Genomic DNA, 19,980 nt, shown 5'->3' with positions numbered 1-19,980 from the left:
CATGACCACCTCCGGAGACGGCGACACGATCGCGACCACCGACATCCCCACGGACGACCAGACGACCGCACCCGCGACCACCAATCGCAAGCAGCCGTTCCCGCAGGGGTTCCTCGACACGATCTCGACGGGCTGGGCGGTCCGCCCCGAATCGGCGCCGCCGCAGCGTGAGCAGGCGGCGTACGCGGCCGCGCGGCGCGAGGTCGTCTCGGCGTCCTTCCCCGGCAGGCGCCTGGTCGTTCCGGCCGGCGAGGCGAAGGTGCGCAGCAACGACACCGACTACCCGTTCCGCGCCCATTCGGCGTTCGCGCACCTGACCGGGTGGGCGGCGGATGCCGAACCCGGCGCCGTGCTCGTCTTCGAGCCGACCGGCGAGACCGGGCACACCGCGACGCTGTACTTCCGCGAGCGCGCCGACCGCACGACCGCGGAGTTCTACGGCGACGCCGCGATCGGCGAGTTCTGGATCGGCCCGCGTCCCGCCCTCGACGGCGTGGCCGCCGACCTGGGGCTCTCCACCGCGCACAACGACGACTTCGAGGTGTCCGACGACGATCTCGTCGTGGAGGTCGACGACGACCTCAGCCGCTTCGTGTCCGAGCTGCGCCTGGTCAAGGACGAGTACGAGATCGCGCAGATGCGCCTGGCCGTCGACGTCACCGCGCGCGGGTTCGACGACATCGTCGCCGAGCTCCCCCGCATCATCGACCACCCCCGCGGCGAGCGCGTCGTGGAGGGGGTCTTCCACACCCGGGCGCGCAGCGACGGCAATGCCGAGGGCTACAGCACGATCGCAGCATCCGGCCCGCACGCCTGCTATCTGCACTGGACCCGCAACGACGGGGCGGTGCTGCCCGGAGACCTGATCCTGGTGGACGCCGGCGTCGAGGTCGACAGCCTCTACACCGCCGACGTCACCCGCACGCTGCCGGTGAGCGGTCGGTTCAGCGACACGCAGCGGAAGGTCTACGAGGCGGTGCGCGAAGCCGCCGACGCCGCGTTCGCGGCGGCGCGTCCGGGCGTACGGTTCCGCACGGTGCACGAGACGGCGATGGAGGTCATCGCGCGCAAGGTGGCCGAATGGGGTCTGCTCCCGGTGACGGCAGAGGAGGCGCTCGACGCCGACGCCGGTGGGCAGCACCGCCGCTACATGGTGCACGGCACCAGCCACCACCTGGGGATCGACGTGCACGACTGCGCCGCCGCGCGCCGCGAGATGTACTACGACGGCGTCCTCGAGGCGGGCATGGTGTTCACGATCGAGCCCGGCCTGTACTTCCAGATCGACGATCTGACCGTGCCGGAGGAGTTCCGCGGCATCGGCGTGCGCATCGAGGACGACATCCTCATGACCGCCGACGGCCCCGAGAACCTGTCGGCCGCGATCCCGCGCACCGCCGACGAGGTCGAGGCCTGGATCGCCCGCTCCCGCTGACCCGCCTGGCCCGGCGTCAGGACGAGGCGAGCGGGCGGAGGAAGTCCGTCACGAGCGGGGCCAGTCCGGCCCCGATCTCCTCGGCGGGGCGCTTGCGGCCCTTGACCTCGAACGAGTGACCGCCGCCCTCGATCCAGGTGATGCGGGCGTCGCGGCACGCGGCGACGGCCTCCTCCAGCTGCACGTGCGGATCGATGAAGGGGTCGTTCGTGCCCTCGACGAACAGCTGCGGCGGCGCGACCTCCGGCAGGTGAGCGACGCGCGGTTTCGACGGATCGCCCGGCGGATGCAGGGGGTAGCCGAGGTACACCAGCGCTGCCGGGTCGATCGCCCCCTCGGCCGCGGCCATAGACGCCATGCGGCCGCCGTACGACTTGCCGATCGCGAAGAACGGAGCGTCGAGTGCGGCGCGGGCCGCGGCCTCGACCGCGATCCAGGTCGCGACCGCGTGCGCGGGCGGGCCCGGCATCCGTCGTCCCGCCTCGCGGTACGGGAAGGTGAAGCGCGCCGTCGCCACGCCGGCCGCCTGCAGCGCCGCGGCGAAGCCGACGAGGAACGGATGCCGGTGCCCGGCGCCCGCTCCGTGCGCGAGACCGGCGATCGCCCAGGCGCCGGACGGGATGCCGATGTCGGCCGAGATCTCGACCGCGCCCGCCGGCAGCGCGACCGCGATGCGGACGGCCTCGTCGGCGGTCATGTCAGGCCGGGGGTCGAGGAGCGGAACCGTCGGCGGGGGTCGGAGACGGGTCCGGGGAATCGGCGGCGGGGCCGTCCTCGCCTCGCGGCTCCGGCTCGCCCGGGGCGTCGGCCTGCTGAGGCGCGGCGGAGGACTCGGGAGTCGGCGCGGTGGGCGGGGCCGGTGGCGCGGTGGGCGGGGCCGGTGCCGGCGCGGGCGCGGTGGGCTGCTCGGATGCCGGCGGCACCCGCTCGCCGTAGCGCGGTGGCGCGGCTGCGACGGGGGCGTCGGGCGTCGGCGTGGGCGCCACCGGTGCGGCGACCACGGTCCGCGGAGGCACCGGCTGCGCGGGGGCGGACGGTGCGCGCCCGAGGATCTCGCGGGCGCGGTGCACGCTCGAATCGGCGACGGTCACCTCGTAGTGGTCCGCGACGACCTGCATCACCGAGGCGAAGTCGCGGCGACGGCGCACGACCGAGAACGTGATGATGCTCAGCAGCATGCCCACCGCGATGCCGATGAACATCACCCCGACGAACGCCTGGATGGGCGCGGCCGGAGTACCGAGCACGAAGATCGCCGAGAAGAGCAGGCCGAGCAGGAGTCCGTTGACCGCGCCCGAGCGGGCCGCGGCCGCGTAGCCCAGGCGACCGGTCACCCTCTCCACAGAACGCAGGTTCTGCCCGACGATCGCGATCTCACGCGCGGGCACGTCCCCGGCCACCAGCGCCGACACCGCCTTCTGCGCCGCCTCGTACGTGGGGAACTCCGCCACCGTGCGACCGACATCGGCCGATCCCTGAGGCATCCGTCCACCCATCATGCTCATACCCCCATCCTCGCACGCGCGCCTGTCCCTCCCCTGGACGGGAGACCTGGAGCGGTCCTGTCACGCGAGATGACGCGGGGCGGCACCGGACTACGCTGGGACGAGTGAGCACGCAGAGGGTTTTCGTCGCACGCCTGGCCGGCTGCACGGTCTTCGACCCCGCGGGCGACCGGCTCGGCAAGGTCCGGGACGTCGTCGTCATCTACCGAAAAGACGACCCGCCCCGCGTGGTCGGCCTGGTCGTGGAGATCCCCGGCCGACGGCACGTGTTCGTCTCGATCGGGCGCGTCACCTCGATCGCGACCGGCCAGGTCATCACGACCGGTCTGATCAACGTGCGCCGCTTCCAGGAGCGGGGCGGCGAGGTGCGCGTGATGGCCGAGCTGCTCGGCCGCCGGGTCTACATCGACGACGGCACCGTCGGAGCCGTCATCGAGGACGTCGCGATCGAGCGCAACCGACTGGGCGAGTGGGATGTCGGGCAGCTGTTCCTGCGCAAGCCCAAGACCAGCGCATCGCCGTTCGCGAAAGGTCCGACGACGTTCGCGAACTGGGGCGACGTACGCGAGGACGCCACGCCCGGCGAGGCCCAGTCCGCCGAGCAGCTGGTCGCCAGCTACTCCGAGCTCAAGCCCGCCGACCTCGCCAACACCCTCCTCGACCTGCCGGAGGAGCGCCTCTTCGAGGTCGTCGACGAGCTCTCCGACGACCGTCTCGCCGATGCGCTGGAAGAGATGCCCGAAGACGAGCAGGTGCACATCCTCGAGTCGCTCGACGACGAGCGCGCCGCCGACATCCTCGACGCCATGGAGCCCGACGATGCCGCCGACGTGCTCGGCCAGCTGTCGGAGGAGGCCCGAGAAGAGCTGCTCGACCTCATGGAGCCCGAAGAGGCCGAGGACGTCCGCGCCCTCCTGAAGTACGGCCCCGACACGGCCGGCGGACTCATGACCCCCGAGCCGATCGTGCTCTCGGCCGATGCGACGATCGCCGAGGCGCTGGCGCTCATCCGCCGCCACGAGCTGCACCCCGCCCTCGCCGCGGCGGTGTTCATCACCCTCCCGCCGTACGAGACCCCGACCGGCCGCCTGCTCGGGACGGTGCATTTCCAGCGGATGCTGCGCTACCCCCCGCATGAGAGGCTCGGCGCCATCATCGACGACACCCTGGAGCCGGTGCCCGCGAACGCCTCGGCGGCCGAGGTGGCGCGCATGCTCGCCAGCTACAACCTCGTCTCGCTCCCGGTCGTCGACCAGGCCCACCGACTCGTCGGCGCCGTGAGCGTCGACGACGTGCTCGACTACCTGCTGCCCGACGACTGGCGCTCGCACGACGTGGACGAGGAGGCGGCGCCTCCCGTCCCGACCACGACCGCGAGCATCCCGAGGAGGCGCTGATGGCCCGCTCCACCCGCCAGATCACCCTCGACGCCCCCCGCAACCGTGGGGGGATGCTGAGCCGCACCCCGCAGCCGTCGAGCGACCGGTTCGGTCGCTTCTCGGAGTCCTTCGCCCGCGCGATGGGCACCAGCGGGTTCCTCATCGGCATGACGATCTTCGTGACGATCTGGCTGGTGTGGAACAGCGTGCTCCCGGAGGAGTGGCAGTTCGATCCGAAGGCGACGAACTTCACGCTGCTGACCCTCATCCTGTCTCTGCAGGCCTCGTACGCCGCTCCCCTGATCCTTCTCGCTCAGAACCGTCAGGATGATCGCGACCGCGTGCAGATCGAGCAGGACCGGCAGCGCGCCGAGCGCAACCTCGCCGACACCGAGTACCTCGCCCGCGAGATCGTGGCGCTGCGGATGGCGATCAACGAGCGCTCCTCGGAGGTCGTCACCCGCGAGACGCTCCGCTCCGAGCTGAAGGCGATCCTCGAGCAGCTCGACGGCCGCGACACCCACGGCGACGGCGGCTCGCGGTCGGAGAAGCCGGAGCGGGCGGAACGATCCGGGCGGTCGGAGCGCTCCTCATCGTGACCGACGCCGCGGCGGACGCCGAGACCGTGCGGCGCAGCGTCGGCGCGGTGATCGATCCGGAGCTGCGGCGCCCGTTGGCGGAGCTCGACATGATCCGCGACGTGCGCGTGGAGGGCGCCCTGGCGACGGTCGCGATCGCTCTGACGATCGTGGGATGCCCCGCCGCGGCGCGCATCGAATCCGACGTGCGTGCGGCCGCGGCATCCGTTCCCGGCGTCTCCGCCGTCGAGGTCGAGGTGGGGGTCATGACGCCCGACGAGCGGCGGGCGCTCACCGACCGGCTGCGCGGCGGACGGCGCGGGATGCCGTTCACCCCGGACGCTCTCACGCGCGTGATCGCGGTGACCAGCGGGAAGGGCGGAGTGGGCAAGTCCACCGTCACCGCCAACCTCGCCGTCGCCCTCGCGTCCCGCGGACTCTCGGTGGGCCTGGTCGACGCCGACGTGCACGGGTTCTCGATCCCGGCGCTGCTCGGGCTGGTCGGCGAGGACGGCCTGCCCCCCGCACCGACGCGGATCGACGCCCTCATGCTGCCGCCGGTCGCGCACGGGGTGAAGACGATCTCGATCGGCATGTTCCTGCGCCGCGAGGCCGACGGACCCGTGGGCGCGGTCGCCTGGCGCGGGCCGATGCTGCACCGCACCGTGCAGCAGTTCCTCACCGACGTGCACTTCGGCGACCTCGACGTGCTGCTGCTGGACATGCCGCCGGGCACCGGAGACGTGGCGATCTCGGTCGGGCAGCTGCTCCCCCACGCCGAGGTGCTGGTCGTCACCACCCCGCAGTCCGCCGCCTCCGACGTGGCGGTGCGCAGCGCGCTGGTCGCCCGGCAGACCGGACAGCGGGTGATCGGGGTCGTGGAGAACATGGCCGCGCTGCGCCTGCCCGACGGCACCGAGCTGGCCCTGTTCGGCGCGGGCGGCGGTGCGCAGGTGGCCGCATCGCTGTCGACGCCCGACGAGTCCGTCCCGCTGCTGGCCTCGATCCCGCTGAGCCCTGCCCTCCGCGCCGACGGCGATGCCGGCACGCCCGTCGTGATCAGCCACCCCGACGATGCGGCGGCGACCGCCATCGCACACCTGGCCGACGCGATCGTGCGGATGCCGCGGGGCCTCGGCGGTCGCGCCCTCCCCGTCACCCTGCGCTGACGCGGCCTCGGATCAGGTGGCTTCGGAGTCGTACGGCGTCGGGCCGGGATCGGCGCGCTCGCCCGGCGTCCGGGTGTCGCGCGGAGGGACGGTGACCGCCGCGACGGCGGCCGCCGCGGTCACGGTCGGCACGGGCGCGTCGTCGAGCAGCGCCTCGCGGATGATGCGCCGGGGGTCGTACTGACGGGGGTCGAGCTTGCGCCAGTCGACGTCCTCGCCCATCTCCTCCGAGACGCGCGATCGGGCGCCGCGCAGGAAGTCCCGCGCCCGGGTGGTCCATCGCGCCAGCCCCTCCGCGTAGCGCGGCAGCCGCTCCGGGCCGATGAGGATCGCGGCGATCACACCGATCACCAGCACCTTCTCGATCGTGAGCCCGAAGAACATGCTCTCAGGTTACCGCCGCGCCTCAGCGGTGCCGGTCGCACAGCGCCGTAGGCTGAGCCGCGGAGGACACCCATGGGCGATCACGACGCGGACCGGCGCTTCGCCGCGGAGGCGACCGTCGAACCGGACCACATCGCGCGAGCGCGGGCGCATGCGCTCGAACTCGGCGCCGCACCGGTCAGCGCACCCGTCGGCGCGCAGATCGCGGTGATCGCCGCGGTGTCGAACGCCCTCAACATCGTCGAGATCGGCACCGGTGCGGGGGTGTCGGGACTGTGGCTGCTGCACGGGTCGCCCCGCGCCACGCTGACCTCCATCGACAACGAGCCCGAGCATCTCGCCGTCGCGCGCCGGGCGTTCTCGGACGCGAGGATCGCGCCCGCGCGCGCCCGCTTCATCACGGGCCGCGCCGCCGATGTGCTGCCGCGCATGAACGAGGCGTCCTACGACATCGTCCTCGTCGACGCCGACCCCGAGGGCGTCATCGACTACGTCGAGCATGCGCTGCGTCTCGTGCGCGCGGGCGGCACCGTGCTCATCCCGCGCGTGCTCGCCGGCGGCGGTGTCGCCGATCCGGTGCGCCGCGACGCGGTCACCACGGCCTACCGCACGCTCATCCAGGAGACGCAGGCCTCGCCGGCGGTCATCGGCGCGCTCTCCATCGTGGGAGAGGGACTGCTGCAGCTGACGACCATCCCCGAGCGGGCCGACTGAGACGACGGATGCCTCGCGGCGAGGCATCCACTCCCCGTGCGCAACTGCGAAGCGGCCGCCCTTCCGGGCGACCGCTTCGCGTGTCTCGAACGTCAGACGGGGGCGACGACGCCACCCAGCACGTCGTAGAGCTCCTTGGCCTCGGCGTCGTTCACGGAGACGACCAAGCGGCCGCCGCCTTCGAGAGGGACGCGCACGATGATCAGGCGCCCCTCCTTCACGGCCTCCATCGGTCCGTCACCGGTTCGCGGCTTCATGGCTGCCATCGTGGCTCCCTTTCGTGTGCGTCGTAGGTCTGTACGACGAGTTTACCGTGCACGCGGGGTCGGCGAGGATCGCGTCGACCGCCGGATCAGGGGATCTGCCAATACGTGTTCCCCAGCGCGTACATGTTGTAGATCCACCACCACTGGCCGAGGAGGCATGCCGCCAGCACCGCGATCCGCCACGGGGTCGACCTCGGCACGGCGGCCGCTCCCCACAGCGGCGAGAGCGGCAGCAGCAGGCGGAACAGACTCGATTGGGGGAAGAACACCGCGAGGAGGTAGACGAGATAGCTCGCCGACCACAGCCGCAGTTCCACACCCAGGCGCTTCACGTGCGGCTCGAACAGCAGCAGCACCGCGATCGCCACCACCGCGAGGGCGAGCACGACGTATCCCGTCACCGGTCCGAGGCCCCACGTCCCGAACCAGAACGCCGCGCCCTGCACGAAGCCGTCGAAGGGGAGGAAACCGCCGTCCGAAGCCGGCAGCCAGTTGCGACGCCAGGCCAACTCGGTGGCGAGGTAGGCGCCGGAATCCCCGGTGGCCACGCCCGCGATCACCTGCCACGCGAAGCCCACCACGACCGCGAGCGCACCCAGCGCCACGATGTGCACGATCTCCCGGATCGGCAGCGGTTCGGTCCGCCGGTGCATCCAGCGCCAGACGCCGATCAGGCCGAGCAGCAGCGCGAAGGCGAGCACTCCGGGACGGGTGAAGCCCATCAGCGGGATGAGCAGGTAGAGCCAGCCGTATCGGCGCCGCATCAGCGCCCACAGCGCCAGCAGCAGCCAGAGCAGGAAGAGCGACTCGGCGTAGCCGACCTGGAACATCGCCGCCAGCGGCGCCGAGGCGAAGAAGGCCACCGCCCACAGCGCCGCACCGTCGCCGATGCGGTCGCGCAGCATCCGGAACAGCACCCAGCACGCGAGGAATCCCGCCACCAGCGAGATCGCGACGGCCGCAGCGCCCCAGGAGCCCAGCAGCACGCCCAGTCCCTGGGAGAGATATGCGTAGACGGGCATGAACGCCCACTGGTTCTCCTTCACCAGGCCGGCGTCGGTCACGGGCAGAACGCTCGGGTAGCCGTTCACCGCGACGTACCAGTACCACTGCGCATCCCATCCGAGGAAGAAGTCGCCGATCGTCGCGTTCGGCCCGAAGCGCGTGCCCTGCCCCGCCAGCTGCGCCGCGAGCACGAGGAAGCCGGTGGTGATCAACCGCGCGCCGACGTAGATGAGCGCGATCCACACCACGACCGGCAGACCGGCGAGCCCTCTGCGGGTCGCGGGCGTCTCGATCAGCGCGCGGTCAGCCACGACCGCAGTCCGCGCTCGACCGCGTCGATCTCGGAGAGCCGCACGCGCTCCTCGTCGTGGTGCGCCAGGTGCGGGTCGCCGGGACCGTAGTTGACGGCGGGCACTCCCAGCGCCGAGAACCGTGCGACGTCGGTCCAGCCGTACTTCGGGCGGGGCTCGGCGCCCACGGCCGCGACGAACTCCTGCGCGAGCGGAGCGTCCAGGCCCGGGCGCGCACCCACGGCGAGGTCGACGATCTCGACGTCGAAGCCGTCGAAGACGCTGCGCACGTGACGTTCGGCTCCGGCTGCGTCGCGGCTGGGCGCGAACCGGTAGTTGACCTCGACCTCGCACAGATCGGGGACGACGTTGCCGGCCACGCCGCCGTCGATCCGCACGGCGTTGAGGCCCTCGCGGTAGACCAGTCCGTCGACGGGAACCTCGCGCGCCCGGTACTCGGCGAGGCGCGCGAGGATGGGTGCCGCGCGGTGGATGGCGTTCTCGCCGATCCACGATCGTGCGCTGTGCGCGCGCACCCCGCGGGTGCGCACGATCGCGCGCAGGTTGCCGTTGCAGCCGCCTTCCACCTCGGCGCCGGACGGCTCCCCGAGGATCGCGAAGTCGCCGGCGAAGAGGTCGGGGCGCGAGCGCGCGAGACGGGTGAGACCGTTCAGGTCGGCGTCGACCTCCTCGTGGTCGTACCACATCCACGTGATGTCGACGCGGGGATCGGTCAGCTCGGCGGCGAGCTTGAGCTGCACCGCGACCCCCGCCTTCATGTCCACCGTGCCGCGCCCCCACAGATGGGCCTCGCCGTCGATCTCGACGTCACGGGTCGGCACGTTGCCGTTGATCGGCACGGTGTCGATGTGCCCGGCGATCACGACGCGCTGCGCCAGGCCGAGGTCCGTGCGCGCCACGATCGTGTCGCCGTCGCGATACACGTCGAGGTGCGCCAGCGGCGAGACGGCCGCGTGGATCGCGTCCGCGAGTGTCGTCTCGTCTCCGGACACGCTCGGGATGTCGCAGATCGCGCGCGTCAGATCGATCGAGGAGACGGTGAGATCGAGCGCCGGCATGCTCTGAGTCTACCGACGGGCACGGGCGCCCTCCCCGGTTCGCTAGCGTGGAGGCATGAGTGACGAGCGGTGGATCTGGGGCGTGGGCCTGGCGACGGTGGCGGGTGACGGGACGGTGCTCGACACGTGGTTCCCCGAGCCGCAGCACGGGCACATCCCGCTCGGTCTCGACCCCGCGCTGCCGCCCGAGAACCTCGAGCAGCTGGCGGTGCCCGACCCGCGGCGCGCGGTGACGGTGGAGACGGTGACGATCGAGATCGACCTGGATGCCGCGCCGACCTCGACCTCGGACGCCTATCTGCGTCTGCACGCACTGTCGCACCGGCTCGTCGCGCCGAACGAGGTCGACCTCACGGGGATCTTCGCCCACCTTCCGAACGTCGCGTGGACCAACGCCGGGCCGATGCATCCTGACGACCTCACCCGCCTGCGCCCGCTTCTCGTGCGCGACGGCATCCAGGTGCAGGGCCTCGACAAGTTCCCGCGCCTGCTCGACTACGTCACCCCGCCGGGAGTGCGGATCGCGGATGCCTCGCGCGTGCGCCTGGGCGCGTACCTCTCCCCCGGCACCACCGTCATGCACGAGGGCTTCGTGAACTTCAACGCCGGGACGCAGGGCACCTCCATGGTGGAGGGGCGCATCTCCCAGGGCGTCGTCGTCGGCGACGGCAGCGACATCGGCGGCGGCTCGTCGATCATGGGGACGCTCTCGGGCGGCGGTGCGCACCGTGTCTCGATCGGAGCACGGACGCTGCTCGGCGCCAACGCGGGGATCGGCATCTCGCTCGGCGACGACTGCGTCGTGGAGGCGGGACTCTACGTCACCGCGGGATCGAAGGTCGTCCTGGCGGACGAGCCACCCCGCGCCGACGGTTCCCGCCCCGCGGTGAAGGGCGCCGAGCTCTCCGGGCGCGACGGCCTGCTGTTCCGCCGCAACTCCCTCACCGGCGCGATCGAGGCCGTCCGGCGCCTCGGCGTCGGCGTCACCCTCAACGAGGCGCTGCACGCCTGACCCGCGGGCCCCGGTCAGTCGCGGATGCGCACCGACAGGCAGGTCACGCAGCCCTCGAGCTTCTCGAACTCCGACACGTCGACGGTGACTACCTCGAGGCCGCGCGCGCGGTGTGCCGCCTCGGTGGCGGGGGCGTCGGCCGACATCAGCACCGTCTGCGCATCGAGCACCACGACGGCTGTCCCGTGCTCCTCCGGCACGCCCGCGAACACCGGGAACGCCGCCGGAGCGTCCACGAGGGGCTCGAATCCGACGACGGTGCCGTCGGGGAGCGCCGTGACGCCGCTCTTGAGGTGCAGCACCTTCGTCACCGGCACCTCGACGACCGTCCACCCGCGCGGCTCCACCATCGCCCGCAGCTGCGCGACGCCGTCCGCGTTCGTGCGCGACGAGGCTCCGACGTACACGGTCCGACCGACCTTGAGCACGTCGCCGCCGTCCAGCGTCCCGGTCGCGTCGATGCGGGCGATCTCGAGCCCGGAGGCCTCGACCGCCGCCTCGATCGTGGGCGCCTCTCCGCGACGAGACGTCGCCCCGGCCCGGCACAGCACCGCGACGTCGCCGAACACGATCACGGCATCCTCGACGAACACCCCGTCCGCCTGTCCGTCCGCCGGCTCGACCTCGAGGATCTCCCACCCTCGGTCGCGGAAGACCTCGACGTAGTCGCTCCATTGGCGGAGCGCACGCGCGGCGTCGACGGGGACGCGCTCCAGGTGGGTCAGCTCGCCCTCGGCGAGCAGCGGTGACGGGCGACGGACGAGGAGGCGCGGCATCCCCCGACTCTAACGGCGCCGTGCGCCGATGCGTCGCCGCTCGAGCGAGGTGGGGTCAGGCCCCGGGGTACTGGCGCTCGGGCGAACCGACGTAGAGCTGCTGCGGGCGACCGATCTTGGTGGCAGGGTCCTCGACGGCCTCGCGCCACTGGGCCAGCCAGCCGGGAAGCCGGCCGATCGCGAAGAGCACCGTGAACATGCGCGTCGGGAAACCCATCGCCTTGTAGATGACGCCGGTGTAGAAGTCGACGTTGGGGTACAGACGACGCTCCTTGAAGTAGTCGTCCTCGAGCGCGATCTGCTCGAGCTCCTTGGCCAGATCCAGCAGCGGGTCGCTCACCCCGAGGGCTTCGAGGACCTGGTCGGCGGACTCCTTCACGAGCTTGGCGCGCGGGTCGTAGTTCTTGTAGACCCGGTGGCCGAAGCCCATGAGCTTGACGCCCTCCTCCTTGTTCTTCACCCGCTCGACGAAGCGCTCGACGCTCTCTCCCGAGTCGCGGATGCGGCCCAGCATGTTCAGCACGGCCTCGTTGGCGCCGCCGTGCAGCGGACCGGAGAGGGCGTGGATCCCGGCCGAGATCGAGGCGAACTGGTTGGCACCGGTGGAGCCGACGAGGCGCACCGTCGAGGTGGAGGCGTTCTGCTCGTGGTCTTCGTGCAGGATGAGCAGCAGCTCGAGCGCCCGCGACATGACCGGGTCGACCTCGTAGGGCTCGGAGAGCACACCGAAGTTCAGCTTGAGGAAGTTGTCGACGAAGCTCAGCGAGTTGTCGGGGTACAGGAACGCCTGACCGATGCTCTTCTTGTGGGCGTAGGCCGCGATCACGGGGAGCTTCGCCAGCATCCGCACCGTGTTGAGCTCGACGTGCTCGGGGTTGTGCGGGTCGGTCTGGCCCTCGTAGTAGGTGGACAGCGCCGACACCGCGGAGGACAGCACCGACATGGGGTGCGCGGTGTGCGGAAGGGCCGAGAAGAAGCGCTTGAGGTCTTCGTGCAGCAGGGTGTGGCGACGGATGCGGTCGTCGAAGTCCGCCAGTTCGCTCGCGCTGGGCAGTTCACCGTAGAGGAGCAGCCAGGCGACCTCGAGGTAGTTGCTGTTGCGCGCGAGCTGCTCGATCGGGTAGCCGCGGTAGCGGAGGATGCCTTGGTCGCCGTCGATGTAGGTGATCGCCGATCGCGTGGCCGCCGTGTTGACGAATCCGTAGTCGAGGGTCGTGTGCCCGGTCTGCCGCGTGAAGCTCGAGATGTCGACGCTCGGGATGCCGTCGGTGCCTTCCAGCACCGGGAACTCGGCCGCCGTTCCACCGATCGTGAGAGTGGCCTTCTCGTGCTGGGTGCCCGCGTCGCTCACGAAGCCTCCTTGCGATTTCTGGTCGGTCAGGGGTGCCGTCGGCTTCGGGGAGAGCTGTCGTCGCATCGTCCGTCGTGGGCCGGTCCGGGGTGGAGGATGTCCCACCGCCGCGCTCATACAGCCTAGTGGGCGGGCGAACCTACTGACGCACACGCCAACGCCCCGTGCAGACGGCTGGAGGAATCCTCCAGCCGGGCGTGTGCCGTCGGTCAGGCGGAGGCGTGCAGACGCCGGGCGGCGGCGGCGATCCGCTCGTCGGTCGCGGTGAGCGACAGGCGGATGTGCTGTGGGTGATGCGCGCCGTAGAAATGCCCGGGGCCGGCGAGGATGCCCAGGCCCGCGAGTCGGTCGAGGCTCTCCCAGGCATCGCGCCCCTCCGTCGCCCACAGGTAGAGTCCCGCCTCGCTGCGGTCGATGCGGAAGCCCGCCGACTCCACGGCCGGCTTGAGCACGTCGCGGCGCCTCCGGTAGAGCTCCTTCTGCGCGGCGACGTGCGCGTCGTCGCCGAGGGCCGCGACCATGGCCTCCTGCACGGGACCCGGCGCCATCAGACCGAGATGCTTGCGCGCGGTGAGCAGTCGCGCCACGAGCTCGGGGTCGCCGGCGACGAATGCCGCGCGGTACCCGGCGAGGTTCGACTGCTTCGACAGGGAGTAGACCGAGAGGATGCCGCGGCGATCCCCGCGCGCCACGTCGGCGTCGAGGATGCCGGGGATGGGCCGGGTCGACCAGAGGCCGTCCCAGCCGAGCTCCGCATAGCACTCGTCCGAGACGAGGACGGCGCCGAGCGCGCGGGCGCGGTCGATCGCCGCTCGCAGCTGCACGGCGTCCAGCACCCGCCCGTCGGGGTTGCCGGGGGTGTTCAGCCACACCAGCCGCGTGTGCGCGGGCCACTCCGCGGGGTCGTCCGAGGCGACGGGCTCCGCGCCGACCAGCCGTGCGCCCACTTCGTAGGTGGGGTAGGCGGCCCGCGGGTGCACCACGGCGTCGCCGGCGCCCAGGCCCAGCAGCAGCGGGAGGAGGGCGACGAGCTCCTTCGACCCGATCGTGGGCAGCACGTCGGCGGGCGTCAGGCCGGGGGTGTTCCGGCGGCGCGCGTACCAGTCCACGATCGCCTCGCGCAGGGCCGGGCTCCCGACGGTCTGCGGATAGGCGTGCGCGTCGGTCGCGCGGGTCAGCGCCTCGGCGACGACGGACGGCGTGGGATCCACCGGTGAGCCGATCGACAGGTCGACGATGCCGTCGGGGTGCGCACGCGCGCGCTGCGCGTACGGCGCGACCGCATCCCAGGGGTAGTCCGCCAGATCGGCGACTCCCACGTCAGTGGTCCTGCGGCGGGAGCGCGGCGATGATCGGGTGATCCTTCGCGATCACTCCCACCTTGGCCGCGCCGCCGGGCGAGCCCACGTCGTCGAAGAACTCGACGTTGGCCTTGTAGTAGTCCGACCACTCTTCGGGCAGATCGTCTTCGTAGTAGATCGCCTCGACGGGGCAGACCGGCTCGCACGCACCGCAGTCGACGCACTCGTCGGGGTGGATGTAGAGCGAGCGCTCGCCCTCGTAGATGCAGTCGACCGGACACTCGTCGATGCAGGCGCGGTCCTTCACATCGACGCACGGCAGAGCGATCACATACGTCATGGTCCGAGTCTAGTTCGCCCGCGGGGGCGTGCTCTGCGACGCGGTCGTCCGCACGCGCACCTTCGTCAAGTCCGGCCACGCGACCACGAGCGCCACCAGCAGCGGAACGACGATCGTCCAGACGATCCCGGGGCTCACCTGCCCCCCGGGCGCCTGCGGCACGATCACCGACCCGCCGGGGCCGCGCCCGGAGAAGATCAGCGTCGTCGCCATCATCCCGAGACCGGTGGCCAGCGCCGCCCACCGGTCGTCGCTGAGCAGCCGCACGGCCAGCAGCAGCGCGGCGCTGCCGATCACGGCGAGCACGAGGCCGAGGGGGAACCAGCCGAGCAGGTAGCTCTGCGCGATCGTGCCCGCCACGCCGTAGACGGCGCCGACCACGAGCGCGATGGCCCAGGTGGCCACACGGGACCAGGAGAAGTTCACCGCGTCAGTCTAGAACTCGGCGACTGTGCGGCGGCCGGATGCCGCGCTACGCCGCCCATCCCCACAGCCGCAGCAGTGCGGCCGCGGCCGCGGCCGCGATCACCACGACGAGGAACGGCGCGCGCAGCAGCAGGAGGCCCGCGGCCACCAGCAGGGCGGGGACGCGCGCGTCGACCACGACCGACTGCCCGGCCGCGAGCGTCTGCACCCCGACGAGGGCGGCCAGGAGCGCGACGGTGAGCAGGTCGGCGATGCGGGCCGGGCGCGGGGCCTCGAGGACGGCCGCCGGCACGAGGTAGCCGAGGGTCTTCAGCGCGACGCAGATGATCGCGGCCAGCAGCACCGCGTTCCACAGCGTCACGGCAGTCCCTCCCGCTCGGGCACGTCGTCGGGCTCTCGGCCCGTCGCGACTCCCGTGGCGCCCGCCGACGCGTCTCGCCCCAGCCAGTTGGACCAGCCCACGACGATGGCGACCAGTGCCGCGACGATCACCGGCAGCCCCGGCATCAGCACGGGGGTCAGCACGACCGCCACGACGGCGGCCGCCGCCGCGACCGCGATGGCCTGACGGCGGCGCAGCCGGGGCCACAGCAGCGCGAGGAACGCCGCCGCGGCGGCGGCATCCAATCCGTAGGCCCGCACGTCTCCGAGCACATCGCCCAGCAGCGCGCCGGCGAGGGTCGACAGGTTCCAGCCGAGGTAGATGCCGAGTCCGGTGACCCAGAATCCGAGCAGACGGGCACGCGGCGACTCCTGTGCCAGCGACACGGCTGTCGACTCGTCGATGGTGAACTGCGCCGCGGCCGCCCGCCTCCAGAATCCGCCGCCGATCACAGGAGACATCCGCATGCCGTAGGCGACGTTGCGCACCCCCAGTAGGGCCGCCGACGCGATCGCGGCCGGCGCGGCGGCGAGTCCCCCGGCCCCGATCACCCCGACGAAGGCGAACTGCGATCCGCCGGTGAACATGAGCAGACTGAGCACGCACGTCTGCCAGATGTCCAGACCGGATGCCACCGCCAGCGCTCCGAACGAGATCCCGTACGCACTCGTGGCCAGCGCCACTCCGAGCCCGTCCCGCCACGCCCGCCGCGCGTGCGGATCAGGCACGGCGGTCATGGAGCGAGCCTAGCGACCCGCTCGCGCGGGATCGCAGGCCACGGTTCAGGCGTTGGCATCCTGGCGCTTGAGACGCGAGGCCGCACGACCGCGCTCGGTCGCGTCGAGGTTCACCTTGCGGATGCGCACGATCTCGGGGGTGACCTCGACGCACTCGTCGTCGCGGGCGAACTCGAGGCTCTCCTCCAGGGTGAGCGTGCGCGGCGGCGTCATCGACTCGAACGAGTCGGAGGTCGACGCCCGCATGTTGGTGAGCTTCTTCTCCTTGGTGATGTTGACGTCCATGTCGTCGGCGCGCGAGTTCTCGCCCACGACCATGCCTTCGTAGACCTCCTGCGTCGGCTGCACGAAGAACGACATGCGCTCCTGCAGTCCGATGATCGCGAAGGGGGTGACGACGCCCATGCGGTCCGCCACGATCGAGCCGTTCTGCCGCGTCACGATCTGACCGGCCCACGGCTCGTAGCCGTGCGAGATCGCGTTCGCGATGCCCGTACCGCGGGTGGTGGTGAGGAACTCGCTGCGGAAGCCGATCAGGCCGCGCGAGGGGACGATGAACTCCATGCGCACCCAGCCGGTGCCGTGGTTGGTCATGTTCTCCATGCGGCCCTTGCGGGCAGCGAGCAGCTGCGTGATCGCGCCGAGGTGCTCCTCCGGCGCGTCGATCGTGAGGTGCTCGAACGGCTCGTAGGTCTTGCCGTCGACCTTCTTGGTGACCACCTGCGGCTTGCCGACGGTGAGCTCGAAGCCCTCGCGCCGCATGTTCTCGACGAGGATGGCCAGCGCCAGCTCGCCGCGGCCCTGCACCTCCCACGCGTCGGGGCGGCCGATGTCGACCACCTTGAGCGAGACGTTGCCGATGAGCTCGCGATCGAGGCGATCCTTCACCATGCGGGCGGTGAGCTTGTGGCCCTTGACCTTGCCCATGAGGGGCGAGGTGTTCGTGCCGATCGTCATCGAGATGGCGGGGTCGTCGACGGTGATCGCCGGGAGCGGACGGATGTCCTCGGGGTCGGCGATCGTCTCGCCGATCGTGATGTCCTCGAAGCCGGCGATGGCGACGATGTCGCCGGGGCCGGCGTCCTCGGCCGGGTAGCGCTCGAGCGCGCGGGTCTTGAGGAGCTCGGTGATGCGGGCGTTGCTGGTGGTGCCGTCGGCGCGCACCCAGGCGACGGTCTGCCCCTTCTTGAGCGTGCCGTTGAAGACGCGCAGCAGCGCGAGGCGGCCGAGGAACGGCGACGAGTCGAGGTTCGTGACCCACGCCTGCAGCGGCGCCTCGTCGTCGTACGCCGGCGCGGGCACGTGCTCCAGGATCGCCTCGAACAGCGGCTCGAGGTCGTCGTTGTCCGGGAGGGATCCGTTGGCCGGACGGGTGCGGGATGCCGCGCCCGCGCGTCCGCTCGCGTAGACCACGGGCACGTCGAGCAGCGCGTCGACGTCGAGGTCGGGCACGTCGTCGACGAGATCGGACGCGAGGCCCAGCAGCAGGTCGTGCGCCTCGCCCTCGACCTCGGCGATGCGCGCGTCGGGGCGGTCGGTCTTGTTCACCAGCAGGATGACGGGGAGCTTGGCCTCGAGGGCCTTGCGCAGCACGAAGCGGGTCTGCGGGAGCGGGCCCTCGGAGGCATCCACCAGCAGCACGACGCCGTCGACCATCGACAGGCCGCGCTCGACCTCGCCGCCGAAGTCGGCGTGGCCGGGGGTGTCGATCACGTTGATCGTGATCGGGGTGTCCGTGTGGGCGCCGTTGTAGGTGATCGCCGTGTTCTTGGCGAGGATCGTGATGCCCTTCTCGCGCTCGAGGTCGTTCGAGTCCATCGCGCGCTCTTCCATGTGCTCGTGCGAGCCGAAGGAGCCGGTCTGGCGCAGCATCGCATCCACGAGCGTGGTCTTGCCGTGGTCGACGTGCGCGACGATCGCGACGTTGCGGAGATCTGAACGGAGGGCGCGCGCCATGGAGGAGTTCCTTGCAGAGGGAGAAGAGGATGCCGCGACCCGAGCGCGCTCGCCAGGAGCAGACTCTGCGGGTCGGCGTTCCAGCCTACCGCAGGCATCCGGGAGTCTCCCGGGAGCCCGGGAACGCCGACGGGGCGGGTTCCCGGAGGAACCCGCCCCGCGTGCGACCGGAAACGTCGCGGCGTCAGACGATCAGGCCTTCCAGCCGACCGTCGTCCAGTCGATCGTCTCGAACTGCACCGCGCCCCAGTTCACGAGACCCTGCTTGACCGCGTACACGTTCGGCAGCGGCGCGATCGGGAACATCGGAGCGTAGTTCCAGATGGTCTCGTTGATCTTGTTCGCCTCCTCGATGCGCTTGGCGGGGTCGAGCTCCGTGTTGGCCTGGTCGAACAGCGCGCCGAGGCTCTCATCGGTGGTGCCGGTGAAGTTCGACTCGGACGTCAGCGGGTAGAACAGCGCCTCCGACGACGAGATCGGGAAGGGCGTGCCCTGCCACGAGAACGACACCATCTCGTAGTTGCCCGGGATGACGTAGTCGCTGAAGTACTGCTGCGCGGGGACCGTCACCAGCTCGACCGGGATGCCGGCGTCGGTGAGGTCGGCCTGCACCTGCTCCGAGCGCTGGATGTTCGTCGCGGTGTCGGCAGGCACCGTGATGGTCAGCTTGAGCGCCTGGCCGTCCTTCGTCCACGCGTTGCCGTCCTTGGTGTACCCGGCGTCCTGGAGGAACTTCTCCCCCGCGGCGACGTCGTAGGGCAGCGCCTTGTCCTGGTAGCCCTTCTGGCCGGGCATGAAGATGTAGTCGCCCTGCGTGACCGGCGGGGCGCCCACGGGCGTGTTCGCCGAAGCCGCGATCTGCTCGCGGTTGACGATCGAGGCGACCGCCTTGCGCACGTTCACGTCCGACAGCGGACCCGACTTGGCGTTCATCGTCACGTGCGTCCAGGTGAGGCCGCCCGAGGTCTGGATCGCCGCGTCGGCCCGGCTCTGCGCGGTCTGGTACAGGTCGGCGTTGGCCGAGATGTACAGCGCGTCGATCTCGCTGTTCGCGAACGAGGAGCCCTGCTGATCCTGGCTGACGGCCTTGTAGAGCACGGTGTCGAGCTTGGGCGTCTGTCCCCACCACTTCGGGTTGCGCTCGAGCGTCACGACCTGGCCGGTCGCGTCGATGTTCGAGATGCGGAACGGCCCGCTCGAGGGGACGGCCTTCGTGCGGTACCCGTTGTTGTAGGCCTCGGGGTCGCTCGAGATCGCCTTGGGGAGCAGTCCGCCGGTGAACTGGGCCTGCCAGTCGGCGTACACCGTGGAGAACGTGACCTTCATGTCGTACTCGTCGGTGCCCTGATCGATCGCGCTCACGTCGGACCAGCCGGCCGTCGAGGCGGAGGTGTAGGCCGTGTTCGACCCGTTCTGCGCCTTCCAGAACGCCTGGTAGTCGGCGACCGTGATCGGCGTGCCGTCCTCCCAGACCGCCTTCGGGTTGAGCTTGATCTCCACGATCTGCGGATCGGTGCTGGTCACCTCGGCCGATGTCGCGTAGTTCTCGTCGACGACGGGGGTGCCGTCCTCCTGCACCTTGATCGGTCCGCCGGTCGTGGCCGCGGTGAGGTTGACGGTGTCGACCTCGTTGCCGTCGACCTCGTTGATGTTGAACTGCACCGGCAGCGAACCGACGGCCAGCGTCAGCGTGCCGCCGTCCTTCACGCCGGCGGCGTCGGCGCGCTCCCACGCGGTGGAGGGCAGTTCGGCACTGCTGGACGGCGAGCCCGTCGGGCTTCCGGTGTTCCCCGCGGCACAGCCCGAGACGATGAGCGCGGCGACGCCGAGCATCGTCAGAGAGCCGAGCGCTCTGGCGCTTCGAGTCCTCATCATGTGATCGTTCCTCTCGTTTC

General features: G+C 71.3%; 21 protein-coding genes. 6 read left to right on the top strand and 15 right to left on the bottom strand.

From position 1 onward, the window contains the following. Position 1: 1 nt before the first annotated feature. Positions 2–1,435, top strand: a complete 1,434-nt coding sequence (locus tag ACSJDX_RS10275; RefSeq protein ID WP_438352585.1) for an aminopeptidase P family protein — start codon at positions 2–4, stop codon at positions 1,433–1,435. A gap of 16 nt (positions 1,436–1,451) precedes the next feature. Here the strand turns inward: ACSJDX_RS10275 and ACSJDX_RS10270 are convergent, their stop codons facing one another. Together ACSJDX_RS10270 and ACSJDX_RS10265 are read right to left on the bottom strand one after the other, a co-directional pair. Next, positions 1,452–2,132, bottom strand: a complete 681-nt coding sequence (locus ACSJDX_RS10270; protein WP_438352584.1) for an alpha/beta hydrolase family protein — start codon at positions 2,130–2,132, stop codon at positions 1,452–1,454. Position 2,133: 1 nt separating this feature from the next. Further along, a complete protein-coding gene (locus tag ACSJDX_RS10265) occupies positions 2,134–2,940 on the bottom strand; it encodes a general stress protein (RefSeq protein ID WP_438352583.1) in 807 nt (268 codons plus the stop codon). Positions 2,941–3,044: 104 nt separating this feature from the next. On the opposite strand from ACSJDX_RS10265, the gene ACSJDX_RS10260 reads away from it, so the two are divergent. The 3 genes from ACSJDX_RS10260 to ACSJDX_RS10250 are packed head-to-tail and all read left to right on the top strand — an operon-like array spanning position 3,045 to position 6,066. Then, positions 3,045–4,337 (top strand): magnesium transporter MgtE N-terminal domain-containing protein, encoded by a 1,293-nt coding sequence (locus ACSJDX_RS10260; protein ID WP_438352582.1) that lies wholly within the window; start codon positions 3,045–3,047, stop codon positions 4,335–4,337. Beyond that, positions 4,337–4,918 (top strand): DUF1003 domain-containing protein, encoded by a 582-nt coding sequence (locus tag ACSJDX_RS10255; RefSeq protein ID WP_438352581.1) that lies wholly within the window; start codon positions 4,337–4,339, stop codon positions 4,916–4,918. The genes ACSJDX_RS10260 and ACSJDX_RS10255 overlap by 1 nt, the downstream gene beginning before the upstream one ends. Further along, entirely contained in the window at positions 4,915–6,066 is a 1,152-nt protein-coding gene (locus tag ACSJDX_RS10250; RefSeq protein ID WP_438352580.1) for an Mrp/NBP35 family ATP-binding protein, read from the top strand. The genes ACSJDX_RS10255 and ACSJDX_RS10250 overlap by 4 nt, the downstream gene beginning before the upstream one ends. 12 nt (positions 6,067–6,078) lie before the next feature. Here the strand turns inward: ACSJDX_RS10250 and ACSJDX_RS10245 are convergent, their stop codons facing one another. After that, the gene (locus tag ACSJDX_RS10245; RefSeq protein ID WP_438352579.1) at positions 6,079–6,450 is read right to left on the bottom strand and encodes a Sec-independent protein translocase TatB; all 372 of its coding nucleotides are present in this window, start codon (positions 6,448–6,450) and stop codon (positions 6,079–6,081) included. Between the two features lie 72 nt (positions 6,451–6,522). On the opposite strand from ACSJDX_RS10245, the gene ACSJDX_RS10240 reads away from it, so the two are divergent. Further along, positions 6,523–7,164 (top strand): O-methyltransferase, encoded by a 642-nt coding sequence (locus ACSJDX_RS10240; RefSeq protein WP_438352578.1) that lies wholly within the window; start codon positions 6,523–6,525, stop codon positions 7,162–7,164. Between the two features lie 92 nt (positions 7,165–7,256). Here the strand turns inward: ACSJDX_RS10240 and ACSJDX_RS10235 are convergent, their stop codons facing one another. From ACSJDX_RS10235 to dapE, 3 genes are all read right to left on the bottom strand, one after another. Further along, positions 7,257–7,430: a DUF3117 domain-containing protein gene (locus ACSJDX_RS10235; protein WP_248152662.1), complete on the bottom strand. Its 174-nt coding sequence runs from the start codon at positions 7,428–7,430 to the stop codon at positions 7,257–7,259. An 86-nt stretch (positions 7,431–7,516) separates the two neighbouring features. Then, complete coding sequence (locus ACSJDX_RS10230; protein ID WP_438352577.1) at positions 7,517–8,746, bottom strand: hypothetical protein; 1,230 nt, start codon at positions 8,744–8,746, stop codon at positions 7,517–7,519. Next, a complete protein-coding gene (dapE, locus tag ACSJDX_RS10225; protein WP_438352576.1) occupies positions 8,728–9,804 on the bottom strand; it encodes a succinyl-diaminopimelate desuccinylase in 1,077 nt (358 codons plus the stop codon). The genes ACSJDX_RS10230 and dapE overlap by 19 nt, the downstream gene beginning before the upstream one ends. A 55-nt stretch (positions 9,805–9,859) precedes the next feature. Between dapE and dapD the strand changes: the two genes are divergently transcribed. Continuing rightward, positions 9,860–10,816, top strand: coding sequence for a 2,3,4,5-tetrahydropyridine-2,6-dicarboxylate N-succinyltransferase (gene dapD, locus ACSJDX_RS10220; RefSeq protein WP_438352575.1), 957 nt, complete (start codon positions 9,860–9,862; stop codon positions 10,814–10,816). 14 nt (positions 10,817–10,830) lie between these two features. Here the strand turns inward: dapD and ddaH are convergent, their stop codons facing one another. From ddaH to ACSJDX_RS10175, 9 genes are all read right to left on the bottom strand, one after another. Then, complete coding sequence (gene ddaH, locus ACSJDX_RS10215) at positions 10,831–11,592, bottom strand: dimethylargininase (RefSeq protein WP_438352574.1); 762 nt, start codon at positions 11,590–11,592, stop codon at positions 10,831–10,833. 55 nt (positions 11,593–11,647) lie between these two features. Continuing rightward, positions 11,648–12,943: a citrate synthase gene (locus ACSJDX_RS10210; RefSeq protein ID WP_438352573.1), complete on the bottom strand. Its 1,296-nt coding sequence runs from the start codon at positions 12,941–12,943 to the stop codon at positions 11,648–11,650. A 209-nt stretch (positions 12,944–13,152) separates the two neighbouring features. Beyond that, positions 13,153–14,262 (bottom strand): succinyldiaminopimelate transaminase, encoded by a 1,110-nt coding sequence (gene dapC, locus ACSJDX_RS10205; RefSeq protein ID WP_438352572.1) that lies wholly within the window; start codon positions 14,260–14,262, stop codon positions 13,153–13,155. A gap of 1 nt (position 14,263) precedes the next feature. After that, positions 14,264–14,584 (bottom strand): ferredoxin, encoded by a 321-nt coding sequence (gene fdxA, locus ACSJDX_RS10200; RefSeq protein ID WP_438352571.1) that lies wholly within the window; start codon positions 14,582–14,584, stop codon positions 14,264–14,266. Positions 14,585–14,593: 9 nt separating this feature from the next. Further along, entirely contained in the window at positions 14,594–15,010 is a 417-nt protein-coding gene (locus ACSJDX_RS10195; RefSeq protein WP_438352570.1) for a DUF6113 family protein, read from the bottom strand. A 46-nt stretch (positions 15,011–15,056) separates the two neighbouring features. Then, entirely contained in the window at positions 15,057–15,371 is a 315-nt protein-coding gene (locus ACSJDX_RS10190; RefSeq protein WP_438352569.1) for an AzlD domain-containing protein, read from the bottom strand. Further along, positions 15,368–16,129 (bottom strand): AzlC family ABC transporter permease, encoded by a 762-nt coding sequence (locus ACSJDX_RS10185; RefSeq protein ID WP_438352568.1) that lies wholly within the window; start codon positions 16,127–16,129, stop codon positions 15,368–15,370. The genes ACSJDX_RS10190 and ACSJDX_RS10185 overlap by 4 nt, the downstream gene beginning before the upstream one ends. 45 nt (positions 16,130–16,174) lie before the next feature. Further along, entirely contained in the window at positions 16,175–18,085 is a 1,911-nt protein-coding gene (gene typA, locus ACSJDX_RS10180) for a translational GTPase TypA (protein ID WP_438352567.1), read from the bottom strand. Positions 18,086–18,277: 192 nt separating this feature from the next. Further along, on the bottom strand, positions 18,278–19,960 hold the full coding sequence (locus ACSJDX_RS10175) for an ABC transporter family substrate-binding protein (protein ID WP_438352566.1): 1,683 nt from the start codon (positions 19,958–19,960) through the stop codon (positions 18,278–18,280). Positions 19,961–19,980: the final 20 nt, after the last annotated feature.

The sequence above is a fragment of the Microbacterium fluminis genome (assembly GCF_051549805.1).
In the GTDB taxonomy this organism is placed as follows: Bacteria; Actinomycetota; Actinomycetes; order Actinomycetales; family Microbacteriaceae; genus Microbacterium.
Note: the sequence above shows the minus strand (reverse complement) of the source record. Positions and strands in the feature narration are given on the sequence as shown.